Genomic DNA, 14,316 nt, shown 5'->3' on the forward strand with positions numbered 1-14,316 from the left:
GCCGCCTCCGCCCGCGCACCCTGCCGGGGCCCGGCGCCGCGTGGACCCGGACGCGCGATCTGCCGGAGGTGCCCGCCGAGCCGTTCCGGGACTGGTGGGAACGCACCCGAGGCGGCAAGGAGGAGACGAAGTGAGCGACCGGGAACGCGTCCTGGGCCGGGTCCGGCGCGCGCTGGCCGACGTACCCGAGGACGACACGCCGTACGACCGCGCGATCCCGCGTTCCTACGCCCGCGAGCACGGCGAACGCACCGCCGAGGAGACGGTGGAGCTGCTGGCGGAGAACCTGGCCGACTACCGGGCCGTGGTGCACCGGTGCGCGGAGGCGGACCTGCCCGCCCTGATCGCCCGGCTGCTGGCGGGGCGGGGGGCTCGGCACGTACTCGTGCCGGACGGGCTCCCGTCGGCCTGGCTCCCGGACGCCGACCTCGTGCCCGTCCCCGACCGCGCGGAAAGCACCCCCTACGAGCTGGACGCCGTGGACAGTGTGGTGACCGGCTGCGCGGTGGCCGTCGCCGAGACCGGCACCCTCGTGCTGGACGGCGGACCCGGTCAGGGGCGCCGTCGGATCACCCTCGTGCCCGACCACCACATCTGCGTGGTCCGCGTCCCCGAGCAGGTCGTGGCGTCCGTCCCGCAGGCCCTCGAACGCCTCTCCCCCACCCGCCCGTTGACCTGGATCTCGGGCCCCTCGGCCACCAGTGACATCGAGCTGAACCGGGTGGAGGGGGTGCACGGGCCGCGCGCGCTGGAGGTCGTGCTCGCCGGGGTCATCCCTTCGGTCGGCGGGACCGGGCGGCCGGAGGGGACCCCGGCTAGCGTGGGGGAATGATCCGGTTCGAGCAGGTCAGCAAGCGCTACCCGGACGGTACGACGGCCGTGGACGACCTCTCCTTCGAGGTGTCCGAGGGCGAACTCGTCACGCTGGTCGGCCCCTCGGGCTGCGGCAAGACGACCACCATGATGATGGTGAACCGGCTGATCGAGCCCACCGCGGGCCGGATCGTCGTGGACGGCGAGGACATCGCGCGGGTCGACCCGGTCCGGCTCCGCCGCCGGATCGGGTACGTCATCCAGCAGGTCGGCCTCTTCCCGCACCGCACGGTGCTGGACAACACCGCCACCGTGCCGTCCCTGCTCGGCTGGAAGCGGGCCAAGGCGCGGGCGCGCGCCGCCGAGCTGCTGGATCTCGTCGGCCTGGACCCCGCGACGTTCGGCGCCCGCTACCCCGAGCAGCTCTCCGGCGGCCAGCGCCAGCGCGTGGGGGTGGCACGGGCGCTCGCCGCGGACCCGCCGGTGCTGCTGATGGACGAGCCGTTCGGCGCGGTCGACCCGGTGGTGCGCGAGCAGTTGCAGGACGAGTTTCTGCGCATGCAGCAGGCGGTGCGCAAGACGGTGCTGCTGGTCACGCACGACATCGAGGAGGCGGTCCGCCTCGGCGACCGGATCGCGGTGTACGGCCAGGGCCGCATCGAGCAGTTCGACACCCCCGGCGCGGTACTGGGCGCCCCCGCGACCCCTTACGTGGCCGGGTTCGTCGGCGCCGACCGGGGCCTGAAGCGGCTGTCGGTGACCGCGATCGAGCCGGACGACCTGGAACAGCCCCCGGTGGCCCGCCCGGACGAGGCCGCCGGGTCGGCGGCCCGGCGGCTGCGCGAGGAGGGCGCGCGCTGGGCGGTCGTCCTGGACGCGGACGGCGACCTGCACGGCTGGGTCGGCCTGGAGGAACTGTCGGCGGGCGGCACGGTGGGCGAGCTGGCCCACCGGATGACGGCCTGGGTCCCGGTGGGCGCCCCGCTGAAGCAGGCGTTCGGCGTGATGCTCCAGTACGACGCCGGGTGGGTCGCGGTACTGGACGGCTCCCGCCTCCTGGGCGTCCTGACCCCGGCCAAGCTGCACGAGGCGCTGCGGCGGTCGGTGGACGCGGACGTGCTGGGGGTGGCGCGGGGTCAGGTGCCGTTCGACTCCGTGTCGGACGCGTAGGTCACTTGATGAGGCCCTTGTCTGCCAGATACGCGCGGGCCACCTCGGCGGGCAGTCGCCGCCAACTGTCGACCTGCTGGTTCATGTCGGCGAGGTCCTTCGTGGTGAGGACGTCGTTGAGCTTGCCGAGCGCCTTGGCGACCCGCTGGCTGCCGGCCCGGGCGCGGTTGACGACGGGGACGATGTAGTCGGCGTTCTGCAGGTGCTTGTCGTCGGCGAGCAGGACCAGGCCGAAGGAGCCGAGGGTGGCGTCCGTGGTGGTGGTCAGCACCATCTGGTCGCGCCCGGACTGCACGGCCTGCTTGGCCGGGGTGGTGCCGACGCCCTTGGGGTCGACGGCGGTGATGTCGATCCCGTACACCTTCCTCAGGCCGGGCGCGCAGTACGGCCGCTTCACGCACTCGTCGCCCGCCGCGAGGCGCACCTTGAGTCCGGAGGCGCCGAGGTCGCTGAGGGTCCTGAGGTGGTGGCGACGGGCGTAGGAGGCACTGACCGCGAAGGCGTTCTGGTCGACGGCCCGGCCCGGCGGGAGGACGGTGAGTCCGCGCGGGGTGGCCAGGGCGCGCAGGTTCTTCATGGTCTCGGCGAGGTCGGGTGAGCCGGCCGGGGGTGCGTCGGCGCCGTGCGCCTTGGCGTTGAGCCAGTCGGCCAAGGTGGCGGCGTACTCGGGGGCGACGTCGATCTGCCCGGACTCCAGGGCGGGTTCGTACAGCTCCCGGTTGGCGACGGTGATCACCGAGGTCTGGTACCCGGCCTGGCCGAGGAGCTGGGCGTAGAGCTGGGCGAGCAGGTCGCTCTCGGTGAAGCCGGCCGAGCCGATGACCAGGTGGTGGCTGTCGCCGGGCGGCGCGGTGACGGCGTCCCGGTTCTCCAGCGAGGGCCCGGAGGAGCAGCCGGCCAGGGCGAGGAGGATGGCGGCGGCGAGCACCGCGCGGGCTCTCACCGGCCGCCCCTCGCCCAGACGGGGCCGAGCCGCTCCACGACCTCGAAGACGCCCTCGACGAGCAGGGCGAACACGGCGACGAGGATGGCGCCCGCGACGACCTGCGGGGTGCTGGCCAGGTTGAACCCGGCGGTGATGATCCGGCCGAGGCCGCCGCCGCCCGCGAGCGCGGCGATGGTGGCGGTGGCGACGAGCTGGACGGCGGCGATCCGCACCCCGTTGAGGATCATCGGCAGCGCGAGCGGCACCTCGACCCGGACCAGCGTCTGCCGCCCGGTCATCCCCATGCCGCGCGCGGCCTGCACCACGCCCCGGTCGACCTCGCGCATGCCGACGTAGGCGTTGGTGAGCAGTGGCGGCACCGCGAACAGCACCAGGGCGACGACGGTGGGCCCCTCCCCCCACTTCCCGACCGGGGTCAGCAGGAGCAGCACCAGCACGGCGAAGGTGGGCACCGCCCGGCCGACGTTGGAGATGTTGACGGCCAGCGCGCCGCCCTTGCCGAGATGTCCGAGGACCAGCGCGACGGGCAGCGCGATCAGGCAACTGACGATCAGGCAGACCACGGTGAGCAGCAGGTGTTGCAGCAGCCGGTGCCAGACGCCGTCGTCGCCGGACCAGTGGGCGGGGTCGGCGAGCCAGTCCCAGGTGGAGCCGAGCACGTTCATGTACGGCCCTTCCTCGCCCACGGGGTGAGCAGCCACTGCACGCCCAGCAGGAGCAGGTCGGCGGCGACGGCGATGAGCACGCACAGCACGGACGCGGTGAGGACCTGCGCCTTGAAGTAGGTGTTCATGCCCGCGTAGATCAGATTGCCGAGGCCGCCGAAGCCGACGATCGCGCCGATGGTGACCAGGGAGACCGCCGAGACGGTGGCGATGCGCAGCCCGGCCATCGCGGCGGGCAGCGCGAGCGGCAGCTCCACGGTGAGCAGCAGCCGTACGGGCCCGAAGCCGAGCCCGCGCGCGGCCTGCCGGGTCTCCTCGGGTACGGCGCGCAGTCCGGCGAGGATGTTCCGCACGAGCAGCGTGAGCGAGTACAGCACCAGCCCGGCGACGACGAGGGTGGCGGACAGCCCGTACACCGGGAGGAGCAGGGAGAACATCGCCAGGGACGGGATGGTGTAGAGCACGGTGGTGACGGCGAGCACCGGCCCCGCGGCCCATCCCCAGCGGCGGGCGAGCACGGCGAGCGGCAGCGCGATCGCGAGCCCGATCAGCACGGACAGCGCGGTCAGCTCCAGGTGCTGCCCGACCGCGTCGAGGAGGATCTGCCGGCGGCTGCTCAGATAGTCGCCGCAGATCCACTCGTTGCGCGCGAGGCAGTCGTCCGGGGCGGCGGTCACCCGTCCATTGCACCGGCCGGGGCAGCGGGTCGGCGCGTTGTGGTCGCCCGTACGGGGGCCTGAACGCCCCTTTTGGTATCACTTCTGGCATCCGAAGCGAGGAGTGTGGCGGACGCGGCCGAGGAACTCGGGCGGGCTCGGGACTCGGCTCGGGGCGCCCGCAGGTGACGAACCGGCCGGGTGGAGGAGTCGTCCCGTCGGTATTCCGCCCCCGACGCGCCGGCAAGGGCCGGCGACCTTGACCCGATGCGGGCTCGGCCCGGCCGGCGCCGGGAGCCACGGCTGAGAGGGGCCGGGAATGGGCGGAGTGAGGGACTCGGTCCCGCCGCCGGGTGAGCGGAGCGCTAGGTTGGCCGTATGAGCAACCTTGACCTCGCGCCGGAGCCGAGCCCATGCGGTGGCCGTGGCTTTGTCGTCGCCGAGCCGGTCCGTGAGCTGCTGAGCCCTCGTACGGTGAAGCTCGGGGAGTCCACCGAGGTCCGCCGACTGCTGCCGAACCTGGGGCGGCGGATGATCGGCGCGTGGGCGTTCGTGGACCACTACGGCCCGGACGACATCGCGGACGAGCCCGGCATGCAGGTGCCCCCGCACCCGCACATCGGCCTGCAGACGGTGAGCTGGCTGCACGAGGGCGAGGTGCTGCACCGGGACTCCACGGGCAGTCTCCAGACGATCCGCCCGCGCGAACTGGGCCTGATGACGGCGGGCCGGGCGATCAGCCACTCCGAGGAGAGCCCGAAGCCCCACGCGCGCTACCTGCACGGAGCCCAGTTGTGGGTGGCCCTCCCGGACGAACACCGCCACACCGACCCGCACTTCGAGTACCACGCGAACCTGCCGACGGTGACGGCCCCCGGCCTGACGGCCACGGTGATCCTGGGCACCCTGGACGGCACGACGTCCCCCGGCACGACGTACACCCCTCTGGTCGGCGCCGACCTGACCCTCACCGAGGGCACCCGCACCCACCTCCCCCTCGACCCCGACTTCGAGTACGGCGTCCTCTCGATGTCCGGCTCCGTCCACGTGGACGGCGTCCCCGTCACGCCGGGCTCCATGCTCTACCTCGGCTGCGGCCGCACGTCCCTCCCCCTCCACGCGGACTCCGACGCCTCGATCATGCTGCTGGGCGGGGAGCCGTTCGCGGAGGAGCTGATCATGTGGTGGAACTTCGTGGGGCGGACGCAGGAGGACATCAGCCGGGCTCGGGAGGAGTGGATGACGGGTTCGCAATTTGGGGAGGTGAAGGGGTACGACGGCAATCCACTGACCGCCCCTCAACTCCCCCCCGTACCACTGAAGCCACGAGGGAGAGTGCGCTGAACTGGAACTTCCTCGTCGGTCCTCATCACCGAGTGCGCCTGCCCGGAAGCCCAGCCACGGTTCGCCAAGTCGCTGAAGCAAACGACCTCAGCTAGCCCGATTCACCCAGTCGTGAAGTGCACGCTTCGCCAACCGTGGCCAGCTTTGGCCGGACTGATGCTGACCCAATGCTGACTTTACTGACGGCTTGTCAGGTTGAGACTGGACATCGCTCACGCTTTAACCCCACCTATCCCGCCTGCCGGCGGCGCCGTCCACGCCGCACGTCACAGAGAGCCATCACGCCCATGAGGCACCCGATCGCCTCACTTGCGTCCCGGCAGTGAGACAGCAGCGTCACAGTTGTGAAGTCTCGACAAACACCAACAGCGAGGGGCGTACACCCGGGACCGAAGCCGACCACGAGCGACCGCGCTTGACCGAGGTCGGTAGCAGCCCTAGCCGGTTGGCCAACTACGTCAAACGTAGCAAGCAAGGGCGACTCCTCCTCGGGCACTCTCCGCGCGCGTCACAGGTAACCAAGGCCCCGCTCCACTAGGGCGTGTCTCTCAACTTCGCAACCAGGCGATGACCGCCGCCAGCACCGCTGCTGAGCGATAGACGATCGCGAGTTTGTCGTAGCGGGTGGCCAGGCCCCGCCACTGCTTGAGCAAGCTAAAAGATCGTTCCACGACGTTCCTGCGCTTGTAGGTCTCGGTGTCCAGAGTGCGGGGTCGTCCGCCGCCGCTGCCCTTTCTCTTGCGGTTGGCCTGCTGATCAGTGCGTTCGGCGATCACCGTGCGGATGCCACGCGCCGCGAGGTCTGCGCGGACTTGCTTGGAGGAATATGCCTTATCTGCGAGCAGAGCGTCGGGCGTGGTGCGCGGCCTGCCGCGGCCGAGTCGCGGGACTCGGACGTCACCCAGCAAGAGGGGGCGGACCTGCGCGTCGTGGACCTGGCCCGGAGTGACTACGACGGCCAGCGGGCGGCCGTCGTCGTCTACGGCGTGATGGATTTTGGTGGTCAGGCCCCCGCGGGATCGACCTATTGCGTGGCCCTCTGGCTCACCCTCGGTCGCAGGAGCTTGGCTCTTGCTGCGGCACCGGTGTCTATCTCAGGGCGGGTCGTGTTCGTGGCGTGCTGGTGGGCCCGGTTGATTGCCGAGTCAACTGAGACCGTCCAGTCGATTCGGTCGATCGAGTCCGTCTGGGCGGTCAGCTGTGCCAGAACCGTGTCCCAAGTGCCGTCAGCCGCCCACCTGCGATGACGCTTCCATACCGTCTGCCAGGGACCGAGCTCTTCGCGGGGTAGATCCCTCCAGGGGATTCCAGTTCGGTACCGGTAGATGATCCCTTCGATGATGCGACGGTGGTCGGCGAAGGGACGCCCTGTCTTCCCCGCCTTGCGGGGAAGACAGGGCGCCAGGCGTGCCCATTGCTCGTCGGTCAGCAGGCGCATGCGCCCGCTCATGGTCACCGCGGCTGGTAGGCGGTTGCCAGCACGGAGACGGTGACCTGATCCGGCAGGAAGCGGCCATCATTCAGGTCTGCGCGGCTCACGTGACGTGCGCTCGGCGTCATCCCTACCAGGTCCAGGGCATCCAGCCTGGACAGGGTCACGGGGTACTCCACCTGTTCGGTGACAGCGGCCTCGAAGAAGGGGTCCAGCGCCCGGTGCAGGCGCTGTTCCTTGGCCGGGTCGATCGTGACCATCCCAGGCAACCAGCCGCGCAGCTCAGCCAGGTGCCGCCCCGTGGGACGGACCACGATCAACCGGCCGGTCGGACGCAGCACCCGGTGGAACTCGGCCGGGTTGCGCGGGGCGAACACGTTCAGTAGGGCATCGGCCGCCCCGTCGACCAGTGGGAGGGGGCGGAAGACATCCCAGGCCACCGCGGCGCCTCGCTCGTGGGCCCGGGCTGCCGAGCGCAGTGCGGGTACTGATGCGTCCAGGCCCAGACCGCGGGCGAGAGGCAGCTGGTCGAGTACGCCTGCCAGGTAATAGCCCGTCCCGCACCCTACATCCATAACCGTGGCCTGCTCACACACGGCGTCGGCCGCCAAGCGGGCTCCGACTTCGCGGATGGGCGCGTAGGTGCCAGCGGACAGGAATCGGTCCCGGGCCTGGACCATGGCCGCGTCGTCGCCGCTGGTGGCGCGGGTGCCCGTCAGCAGGCCGGCGTAGCCGTGACGGGCGATGTCGAAGGTGTGGCCCACCGGGCAGCGCAGTGCGCCGCGGTCTGGGTGCAGGGGGCGCGTGCGGCAGGTTGGGCAACGCAGCAGGTCGAGGGACAGCTCGAGGGCAGGGGGAAGCGACACGGGCACGAGGCACTCCTGGCAAAGGTGAAGGGAAGAGTCCGTGCCTGCACGCGCGCTCAAAGTGTCACTGCCTCAGGAAGGAGCGGGGCAGCGTTGGGAACGTAGTTCACGTAGCAGGCACGCCAAGGAGGGCGACGCGGTCCGGCATCGCCCTCAGCGCCTTCCGATCACAGGAAGCAGCAGTGCGGGGTGCTCATGAATGCCACGTCATGAGTCTACGAGGATCGGCGAAGCCCTTCATGCCCCACCGAAGTTGGGAGACACGATCTAGTTGCCGCCGGGACGGCGGCGGGGACGGCGCGGGGGCGCCTGGACAGGCCCCTGCCACGTCAGCTCGATGGCGACCTCCGGTGGCAGGTGGCCGAGCTGTGCATCCTCGCCCCGCCCTTCAGCGAGGTAGACGACGGTCCGACCGGTCTCGTCCACCGACTGCAGGACCCGCTCCAAGCGGTGGGCCATCGGGAAGAACGGGTTCATGGCCTGGCGGACCGGAGCATTCCGGTCGCAGCCGGACAGCAGATCGATGAGATCGCCGACGGTCATCTCCGGGGACGTCACGAACAGCCTCCTGGGTGCGGGGAAACGGGTGCGGTGGAGCGGGCGGCCGTTCGGACGGCCAGCTGGCTCACAGGGCGGGCATCACCTGTCGGTGTCCGCGCTGTCACAGGCGGCGTGAGGTCTCCAGCACGCGCGCGACGGCGGCGGCGGCGACGATGTCGGCCGGCGTCTCGGTGTCGAACGACAGGTGATAGCCGCGGACCCCGGCGGTGCCGGTGACGCCGATCTTCCATCCCTCACCGTCCGTGCCGGGGCGCCCGAGCGGGAACCAGCCAAGGTAGAACCTGCCGTCCTTGCCGCTGACATGCACGTCCGCGCGGGCATCGACGATCAGACGGAAGTCCTCGGCGGAGAACTGGTCCATGACGAGGGTCGGCTGACCCGGGCCAAGCTTCCACTCCCGCAACCGCAGGGCTTCGACGGTGGTGGGGAAACCAGGGTCCACAGGGGCTACGGTCACGGGCAATCACCTCTCTGACCTGGGGTTTCTTGCAAGATCGTCTACGTTGACATGCCCTCGCACCCGTTGGCCAGTCTTTCCACGATCTTTCCTGTCTGCCCCGGGCGAACCGCCCAAGCACCACCTCTTGCCAGGAGGGTCGGCCGGCATCCGGCCCGCGCTGGGGACCGCCATGGGCAGTGCCGCGATCACTCTCAATATTCGACGTATGGATGGTGCCGTCGACAAGGTCCGGATCGTCGGCCTCGCTAGATCTGATGCGCTCGGCCGCACCGTGGCGGACGTTCGCTGGCACAGGTGCCAACAGCACTATGCGGGAACATGCTGGTCAGCGACGACACAGAGCCATGCGCTCTACGAATCCCGGCTCGGACTGGCACGCCTGCTCTGCGCCGACTTCGCCTCCTGCATACACGACATCGTGGCGCAGCCGTTCCTGCTGAAGGCCGTGGTCGACGGTGGGTCCCCAAGCGCATCCTGGGCTGCTCCCTGAGCGCGGAGCGCGGCACTGTGGTGGTGGACGTCAGACCGCGGCGTCGGCTGGCGGCTTTGATCACAGGCCGCGCAGCCTGGCGCTGGCTTGGGTTGGAAGCAGCGCGGACAGTGGATCAGGCTGAAGGAGCGAGGAACCCTTCGGTCACCCGCCGCACCTTGTCCACCACCTCTTGGTCGCCGATCCGCAATGCGGTGTTGGCGGCGACGAGTACGGCGTCGAGCTGGAAGGCGGCCAGGTCGGCGTCGAGTTGAGCGATTTCTCCTGTGTCGGCGGCATGGCGCAGCTCGGCGGCTATGAGGGTACGCCAGCCGTGCTGGCAACGGAACAGCGCGTCACGCACGGGCCCGGGGCGGCTGTCGAAGCCGGCGAGGTTGGCGGCCCAGAAGCAACCCCCCGAGAACAGTGGCAACGACGCGTACTCAATCCATTGTTCGATCAGCGCGCGTACCCGTGCTGCGCCGCGGGGAACGGTCCGTGCGGCGCGGACGACTGCGTCCTCGAACACCTCGCGTGCGCACTCGACGGTCGCGATCTGCAAGTTCTCCTTTGATCCGAAGAGGGTCTGCACGCCGCTCTTGCTGACTCCGAGGTCAGTGGCCAACCGGCCAATGCTGAGACCATCCAGTCCTTCCATCGAGGCCACGTCCACGGCGTGGCGGACGATCGTCCGCCGGGACCGGGCGCCGCGCAGCACACGCCGGTCCGACGTCACTACGCGAGCACCACCGACGGAACGGACTACAGGCTGCAGCTCCACTTCGCTCATGTCCCCATCCTGCCAGACCCCTCTTGCTTATACGTACGTCCGATCGTACGTTTTGTTTTCCGAGACGGACACCAGGAGGTGAGTGCACCTTGGACAGATGCCAAATGGTTGCGCTGGCACAGGCGTTGGCAACCGCCAAGACCCAGCAGGACGTGCCTGCGGCCATGGAGCTACTCCACCGTGACATGGTCCTGGAGGCTCCAGCCTTCGGCACGAGGGCCCATGGCCCGGCCGCGAACGAAAGAGCACTGACCGGATTCTTCGCCTCATTTCCCGACTACGAGGTCACCCTCGACGGCCACGCTACGGACGGCGACGCGTTGGTCTGCTGGGGGACGGTGCGGATGACGATGACGGGCGACAGGTTCGGCGCGACCCCCAACGGCAGGCGCGCCCAGTTGCCGGTGTTCATTCAGTTCGCCTTCAGGGATGGCCTGATCGCTCGCGAGCGGTTCTTCCTCGACCTCGCGGAGTTATGCGCCCAGTCGGGCGTCTCGACGGACGTGGTCAGGCGAAAGCTGTTCGGAGCGGCAGCGCTCGCGCCGTCCGTGGCTCGAATCCGAACGACACACAGGTGAGGGCACGTGGCAGTGGATCCCCGAATGAAGGACATCGGCGAAATCTCAACCGCGCATCTCTTCGACATGGCCGTCGACCTGAGCCCGCGGTTGGACGTCGGTACGGGCCCGGTGGGCCGACGGGTTCTCTTCGGCTCTGCCGGGGGAACGTTCGAAGGACCGAGGCTGCGCGGAGAGGTGTTGCCCGGGGGTGGCGACTGGGCGTTGTTCCGTCCCGACGGAGTGATGACGCTGGACGTACGGCTGACCTTGCGGACCCACGACGGCGATCTGCTCCACATGACCTACGGCGGTCGCTGGGCCACCCCACCCGCGCTGCGAGCCGACCTGGCCGATCCGGCCACGAGGCACCAGGTCGACCCCGCCCGCTACTACTTCCGCACGAATCCTCTTTTCGAGACGGGGGCGAAGCGATACGCGTGGCTGAACGACATCGTCTGTGTGGGTTCGGGGTATCTGATCGAAGGTGGCATTGCGTACAAAGTCGCACAAGTCGCGTGAACGACCGCTGTGAAGGCGAAAGGGTGACATCCTCTCGCCATCCACGGTGAGCCCAGCCTGCTTCGCACCTACGCCGGCGCAGCACCGTTACCCCCGCCCCGACGTGCTTTCCGGCCTCGGGGGCGCCGAGTCTCCGTTGCTCAGCAGGGCACCTGCCAGGACCAGGAGTGGCCGTCGGGTCGGCGGGGGCGCCCCCGGAGCGTGCTCGGCCGAGCAGCGCCACCCATCACAACAACACCAACAGCGCGCTGCTGGCTAATTTCTACGCGCGGTCACCAACGCGAATGACAGGAATTGGCCGGCGTCGGTGGTGAGCATGTCGATGACGGCCTGGTTGGCGCTCTGACTGTCCGGTTGGTGTTCGATTCCCGCCTGAGTCCACAGCAGCCAGTCCCGCCAGGCGTCTTGCTGGAGTGACGCCGAAGTGACCTTCACCAGCTCGGTGATCTCCCACTGGAAGCGCCACCAGTCCGCCGTGTGCCAAGCGATCGCTTCCCAGCCGACCACCTTCTTGATGTGCGGCGGGATAGCGCCGAGCTCACGGACTTCCCGTGTCATGGCGGGAGTTGCCATGCCCAGTTGCCCGCCGGGGCGGAGAAACCGCACCAGGTAGGGCAGGTAGTTGTCCGCGGTACCGAAGTACTCGAACGCGTCGATGCTGACGATGGCGTCGAAGCTCTCTTCCTCGAACGGCAGGGCGTGGGCTTCCGCTCGTACCGCTGTTACCTGGTCGCCGACACCTGCCTTGGTGAAGACGGTCGCCGCGTCCTTGGAGGCGATCCACCAGTCGGCCGCGATGACCTGGGCACCGTATTCACGGGCCAGGAACACCGAGGTGGCGCCTCTGCCGGAGCCGAGGTCGAGAATCCGCATGCCGGGACGCAGTTCAAGGTTCTGGGCGAGGTCCTCCAGCAGCCACAGGGGATTTGGCCCCATGTCGAGGTCGAGCAACCAGGCGGGGTCGTAGCGGGAGGAGAGCGGGTAGCGGTCCGGGCGTACGAGATCGTTCAAGGCGGTCACGCATGGACCCAAGCCGATGGTCCACGCGGACGCAACCGATTTCGTTCGCCGACACGGACCGCGATGCGAAAGTGCGTTGCCCCTACTGGGGCCCTCGGCTACCGTCACCACAGCGCGAGGGACGCGTCATCACGGGATGAGGGAGGTTGATGAATATGGCTGCCGTCTGCCTTCATCAGCATGCCCTTATCCGGCCCGCGCCATAGAAGAGTGCGGCCCGGTCGTTCCAACGACCAGGAGAGACACGTGTCTTCCTCTTCACCCACCCACGCCGACCTGATCACCACACGCCTCATCCTGCGGCCCTGGACCGCGCTCGACGTCACCGCAGTCCTCGACGCCACCCAGGCCGCGCACTGGGCGAAGGACTTCCCCGCCGACGGTGATCGCGTGATCGCCAGCCTCTTCGAGCAGCATCCTGCCTGGCTCGGTATACACGGCCACCGTCTGATCATCGAGTGCGAGAGCGGCTTGGTGGTCGGCTCCATCGGCCTGTTCTGGCCGCCCAACGACGGCGTCCTTGAAATCGGATATGGCGTGGTCGCCTCCCGCCGCGGCCGAGGCTATGCCACCGAGGCCACCCGGGCCCTGGCGGAGTTCGCCCTCACCGCACCGGAAGTGCACACCGTGTCCGCCAACGTGGAACTGTCCAACCCTGCCTCGGTCCGCGTGCTGGAGAAGGCGGGCTTCCACCGCTGGCCCAGTGAAGAGAACACGCAGAACACGGCCCGGTTCGGAATGACGAGTCCGCGCCAGGCGTAGCGATCGTTACGGCCCTGGAGGCGATGCCTTCAGGGCCGTAACGCGTCGGCAAGGCCACGGGCGATCCAGCCTGATTGACAAGCAGGACCACTCCCTGCCATACCTACCCCTGCGCCATACCCGGCCCTAACACCAGCACCTGTCGGCCACGGCTTCGAACGTCTCTCATGGCCGAGCCGACTCTGTTTCACGGCCAGAGCCCGGGCCACCATACGGAATCCGGCGAACGTGCTGCCACGACAGCGAGATCGGCGCGCAGAATGTCCATTACTGCCCGCCGAGGGCGAGAGCGACCTGGTCGATGACATGCCGCCAATGCGCCCGTCGCTGTTCACGCCCCTCTGCGCTTTCCAGGTGCTCCTGGTGGAAGCGGAGTATCGCTCGGGCCCGGCCGGCTGCCGGGGTGACGGTGACCTGGACCGTGGTGCTGCCGTGGGTGACGCGGATGCGATCTGGCGGACGGTAGCCGCGCACCTCGCCCGCCACTCCGTCGGTCGTGCGGTAGGAGGTGCCGCGTTCCGGGGTGAGGATCGCCCCGGGGCCGAGCCAGAGGGCGATGCCTTCGGGACTCTTGATGAAGTCCCAGACGACGGCGGCCGGATGAGGCAGGGTGCGCGATACGCCGATCTGCCAGCCGGCGTCCTCGGTGAGTCCTGTGGGCATGACGGTTGTCCTCCCTTAATGCGGCGGGCGGGCCATCCGGCCTCGTAGCGGTTTTCGCAGCCCTGAACGGAGCAGCATCGGCGGCCAGGGCCGTAGGTGCCGGTGTAGGTGGCCATCCACTCGACGACTGGTCCGGACGGAAATAAGACGCTACGCAGCCCGCAAGGCCGCTGCGAGTCCGTTCAATCGTAGACGGGTGGCACCACGCAAGTGGGGGAAGTCGTGGTCGGGCTCCGCGGAAGCGGTGAGGAAGGTCGCTTGTTCGGTCCACCGCAAGGAGGTGCCGTCTGCCCCCGGGATTAGTTCGACGGTCACCAGCGAGGCCCAGTGCGGTACATCGTCGACGCGCGACACATATGTGTACACAATCCTCGACCCCACCGTGATGTCGATGTACTGGGATGCGTACGCGAGCTGTTCCGGCGGCCCTGCGTCGGCGACCGTGAAAACACTGGACGCTGTCTCCCCGCCGCCCACGGTGAAGTCGTGGTGATACGACAGCTCGCGGCCCGGCAGCCTGCACCATCGACGTCGCACTGCGGTGTCGGCGAACGCTTCGAACACCGCGCTCGGCGACACCGCCAACTGGGATCCGACCGTGAAGGTCTCGTGCCGCACCC

18 protein-coding genes are annotated in these 14,316 nt (G+C 69.2%); 7 read left to right on the plus strand and 11 right to left on the minus strand.

The window, feature by feature from the left end:
• Nucleotides 1-130 precede the first annotated feature (130 nt).
• Together GT030_RS22040 and GT030_RS22045 are read left to right on the plus strand one after the other, a co-directional pair.
• The gene (locus tag GT030_RS22040; protein ID WP_161202567.1) at nt 131-832 is read left to right on the plus strand and encodes an LUD domain-containing protein; all 702 of its coding nucleotides are present in this window, start codon (nt 131-133) and stop codon (nt 830-832) included.
• Entirely contained in the window at nt 829-1,983 is a 1,155-nt protein-coding gene (locus GT030_RS22045) for a betaine/proline/choline family ABC transporter ATP-binding protein (protein ID WP_161202568.1), read from the plus strand. The genes GT030_RS22040 and GT030_RS22045 overlap by 4 nt, the downstream gene beginning before the upstream one ends.
• Nucleotide 1,984: 1 nt before the next feature.
• Here the strand turns inward: GT030_RS22045 and GT030_RS22050 are convergent, their stop codons facing one another.
• From GT030_RS22050 to GT030_RS22060, 3 genes are read right to left on the minus strand one after another with little or no spacing between them, the layout of a single operon-like run.
• On the minus strand, nt 1,985-2,926 hold the full coding sequence (locus tag GT030_RS22050; RefSeq protein ID WP_346009711.1) for an ABC transporter substrate-binding protein: 942 nt from the start codon (nt 2,924-2,926) through the stop codon (nt 1,985-1,987).
• Complete coding sequence (locus GT030_RS22055; protein ID WP_161202569.1) at nt 2,923-3,594, minus strand: ABC transporter permease; 672 nt, start codon at nt 3,592-3,594, stop codon at nt 2,923-2,925. Before GT030_RS22055 ends, GT030_RS22050 begins: the two co-directional genes overlap by 4 nt.
• Complete coding sequence (locus GT030_RS22060) at nt 3,591-4,271, minus strand: ABC transporter permease (RefSeq protein ID WP_086692948.1); 681 nt, start codon at nt 4,269-4,271, stop codon at nt 3,591-3,593. The genes GT030_RS22055 and GT030_RS22060 overlap by 4 nt, the downstream gene beginning before the upstream one ends.
• Before the next feature lie 357 nt (nt 4,272-4,628).
• Between GT030_RS22060 and GT030_RS22065 the strand changes: the two genes are divergently transcribed.
• Nucleotides 4,629-5,594 (plus strand): pirin family protein, encoded by a 966-nt coding sequence (locus GT030_RS22065; protein ID WP_161202570.1) that lies wholly within the window; start codon nt 4,629-4,631, stop codon nt 5,592-5,594.
• Nucleotides 5,595-6,142: 548 nt separating this feature from the next.
• Here the strand turns inward: GT030_RS22065 and GT030_RS22070 are convergent.
• From GT030_RS22070 to GT030_RS22085, 4 genes are all read right to left on the minus strand, one after another.
• Nucleotides 6,143-7,044, minus strand: a protein-coding gene (locus GT030_RS22070) for an IS5 family transposase (protein WP_237522736.1) whose coding sequence is annotated in 2 segments (ribosomal slippage) — nt 6,143-6,628 and nt 6,631-7,044 — 900 coding nt in all. Because the reading frame shifts where the segments join, the coding sequence is not laid out codon by codon here.
• Between the two features lie 2 nt (nt 7,045-7,046).
• On the minus strand, nt 7,047-7,898 hold the full coding sequence (locus GT030_RS22075) for a putative RNA methyltransferase (protein WP_346009712.1): 852 nt from the start codon (nt 7,896-7,898) through the stop codon (nt 7,047-7,049).
• A gap of 261 nt (nt 7,899-8,159) precedes the next feature.
• Complete coding sequence (locus GT030_RS22080) at nt 8,160-8,450, minus strand: hypothetical protein (RefSeq protein ID WP_161202571.1); 291 nt, start codon at nt 8,448-8,450, stop codon at nt 8,160-8,162.
• A gap of 103 nt (nt 8,451-8,553) precedes the next feature.
• Entirely contained in the window at nt 8,554-8,910 is a 357-nt protein-coding gene (locus tag GT030_RS22085; protein WP_161202572.1) for a DUF317 domain-containing protein, read from the minus strand.
• 172 nt (nt 8,911-9,082) lie between these two features.
• Here GT030_RS22085 and GT030_RS22090 point away from each other — a divergent pair, with 172 nt between their 5' ends.
• On the plus strand, nt 9,083-9,403 hold the full coding sequence (locus GT030_RS22090) for a hypothetical protein (RefSeq protein ID WP_161202573.1): 321 nt from the start codon (nt 9,083-9,085) through the stop codon (nt 9,401-9,403).
• A 115-nt stretch (nt 9,404-9,518) separates the two neighbouring features.
• Here the strand turns inward: GT030_RS22090 and GT030_RS22095 are convergent, their stop codons facing one another.
• Nucleotides 9,519-10,172, minus strand: coding sequence for a TetR/AcrR family transcriptional regulator (locus GT030_RS22095; RefSeq protein ID WP_161202574.1), 654 nt, complete (start codon nt 10,170-10,172; stop codon nt 9,519-9,521).
• A 104-nt stretch (nt 10,173-10,276) separates the two neighbouring features.
• Between GT030_RS22095 and GT030_RS22100 the strand changes: the two genes are divergently transcribed.
• Both GT030_RS22100 and GT030_RS22105 read left to right on the plus strand, forming a co-directional pair.
• Nucleotides 10,277-10,750 (plus strand): nuclear transport factor 2 family protein, encoded by a 474-nt coding sequence (locus tag GT030_RS22100; RefSeq protein ID WP_161202575.1) that lies wholly within the window; start codon nt 10,277-10,279, stop codon nt 10,748-10,750.
• 24 nt (nt 10,751-10,774) lie between these two features.
• On the plus strand, nt 10,775-11,251 hold the full coding sequence (locus tag GT030_RS22105) for a DUF3237 domain-containing protein (RefSeq protein WP_202460411.1): 477 nt from the start codon (nt 10,775-10,777) through the stop codon (nt 11,249-11,251).
• A gap of 255 nt (nt 11,252-11,506) precedes the next feature.
• On the opposite strand, the gene GT030_RS22110 is transcribed toward GT030_RS22105, so the two are convergent.
• A complete protein-coding gene (locus GT030_RS22110) occupies nt 11,507-12,271 on the minus strand; it encodes a methyltransferase domain-containing protein (protein WP_161202577.1) in 765 nt (254 codons plus the stop codon).
• A 246-nt stretch (nt 12,272-12,517) separates the two neighbouring features.
• Between GT030_RS22110 and GT030_RS22115 the strand changes: the two genes are divergently transcribed.
• Nucleotides 12,518-13,033, plus strand: a complete 516-nt coding sequence (locus GT030_RS22115; RefSeq protein WP_346009713.1) for a GNAT family N-acetyltransferase — start codon at nt 12,518-12,520, stop codon at nt 13,031-13,033.
• Nucleotides 13,034-13,300: 267 nt separating this feature from the next.
• Here GT030_RS22115 and GT030_RS22120 read toward each other — a convergent pair whose 3' ends face one another.
• Nucleotides 13,301-13,696 (minus strand): SRPBCC domain-containing protein, encoded by a 396-nt coding sequence (locus GT030_RS22120; RefSeq protein ID WP_161202579.1) that lies wholly within the window; start codon nt 13,694-13,696, stop codon nt 13,301-13,303.
• A 150-nt stretch (nt 13,697-13,846) separates the two neighbouring features.
• A partial coding sequence (locus GT030_RS22125) for an SRPBCC domain-containing protein (protein WP_346009714.1) occupies nt 13,847-14,316 on the minus strand: 470 nt, incomplete at its 5' end.

Source organism: Streptomyces sp. SID1328 (assembly GCF_009865595.1).
Taxonomy (GTDB): Bacteria; Actinomycetota; Actinomycetes; order Streptomycetales; family Streptomycetaceae; genus Streptomyces; species Streptomyces griseoluteus.